The sequence below is a fragment of the Lentilactobacillus parabuchneri DSM 5707 = NBRC 107865 genome (assembly GCF_001435315.1).
Taxonomy (GTDB): domain Bacteria; phylum Bacillota; class Bacilli; order Lactobacillales; family Lactobacillaceae; genus Lentilactobacillus; species Lentilactobacillus parabuchneri.
Genome location: NZ_AZGK01000037.1, coordinates 1 through 1,677, shown reverse-complemented (window position 1 = coordinate 1,677; position 1,677 = coordinate 1). Strand labels below are relative to the sequence as shown.

The 1,677-nt window shown below is 31.7% G+C and carries 1 protein-coding gene and 1 pseudogene; both read right to left on the bottom strand.

Annotated features, from left to right (window positions below; genetic code table 11):
* Nucleotides 1-22: 22 nt before the first annotated feature.
* Nucleotides 23-277: pseudogene (locus FC51_RS11980) on the bottom strand (oligosaccharide flippase family protein); the annotation flags it as partial.
* 349 nt (nucleotides 278-626) lie between these two features.
* Nucleotides 627-1,565, bottom strand: a complete 939-nt coding sequence (locus tag FC51_RS11975) for a glycosyltransferase (protein ID WP_057911399.1) — start codon at nucleotides 1,563-1,565, stop codon at nucleotides 627-629.
* Nucleotides 1,566-1,677 lie beyond the last annotated feature (112 nt).

Below are 1,677 nucleotides of genomic sequence, written 5' to 3'. Positions count from 1 at the left end.
AGTTGTCTCAGGAATCAGCTTACATCCATATTTCATAAAAGACTTTAGACATTTTGAACTGATTATCCCTAACAAAGGCAATCTGACGATTCCCATACAAATCGACTCCTACACTACCAAATAAAACAAAATACTGAACAATAGAATTGGTATATGAGTTAATTCCAATACCTGAAGGGCCCAAAATTCTTGACAAATAAGGTGTGGTAAGTAATGGCACAATCATTATAAAGACCTGATATATTGCATTATAAAGATAATTTTTTGCAATTTGCATTAATAGCCCTCCCGAAAAATATTAAACAAAAACTATATAACAGGAAGGATTAAAAATTGGGTTCTCCTGTCCACCTAAGTTCTAATAAAAGTATCTAGATGGTGAAATCTTACCATTCTTAATCAAGCAGAATAACTTTTAATAAGTTTTCATCTGCCTTCACTTTAATTAACACTTAACATCTGTCCAGATAGCTAACTAGACAAATCAAAGACTCCCCTTAACCGAATGACTTCACATTCATTAAAACAAGATAATCAAATTCAGTGATCAATGAACCCATTGAAGATATAAAAAATCCGTAATTAACATAATTGTATATGAACCCCTTGCATTTTCGTTTAACGGCTTAATGGTTTTTCGCCTTAATAATAATAACCTTTGTTAAAAATTTGATTTTTTCTTTTAAGGGCTTAGAATTTATTATTTCTTTTATTAGAGTGAGAGCAGTATCAAAACAACTGTTCGTCCTATCCAACGATAGGTGATTCTTCACAATAATTCTCGTCCAATCTCTCATAAATGCATAAATAGACTTTAGAATTAAACTACATAAAACATCAGATTCTTCATGTTTTAACATACTAATAAATTGTGATATGACTTTTTCTTCTGAAAGGGACATTTTTTGGGCATTGTTTGTTGTTAATATACTTCCTTGACGTATTCTATATGCATAATTTGGTTCAGGTGATGTAGCAACTAACTTAGCGAGCATATAAGCTCTTGTTGTAAAATCTCCATCCTCAAGTAGAATCCCTGGTGTAAATCGTATATGATTACTATTAATAAAATCTAGCCTATAGATACTCGACCAAACTACAAAAGATATTTTGCTGGATAAGAATTGGTCTAATACTATTGTCCCACAATTGGTTGGAACATTGAAATCTGGAACCCAATCTTTAAGAATATTACCATTAAAGTCTCGAAATGACCCACGCACAATGTCAGCTCCTGTTTTGTCAGCAATTTGATAGAGCGAGCTAACAAAGCCTGGCATAATTTTGTCATCTGCATCTACAAAAGTTATATATTTACCAGTTGCCACATCAATACCAGTGTTCCGAGCTACTGATAATCCTTGGTTTTTTTGGGTGATTACCTTAACATTGTGATGACTACAGATTAAATCGGAAATTACTGCTAGCGACTGATCTGTGCTACCATCATTTACTATAATGACTTCAACATTGCGATATGTTTGAGCTAAAATTGATTCAATACATGTCCTAATATATTTTTCAACATTATATGTTGGAACAATAATTGATATTAATGGATTCATCTCTTTATTCTACTCCTAATTATATAAAATCATATTCTAACAGTTCCTGTTAAACTCCAGTATTTTGGTCTGTACTTGATAAGTTAGAAGCTGTCTAAAATCTCTTAAGTAA

Bases quoted from the DNA above. Each gene is read 5' to 3' on its own strand.
- FC51_RS11975 (WP_057911399.1), bottom strand. From the start codon at position 1,565: ATGAATCCATTAATATCAATTATTGTTCCAACATATAATGTTGAAAAA.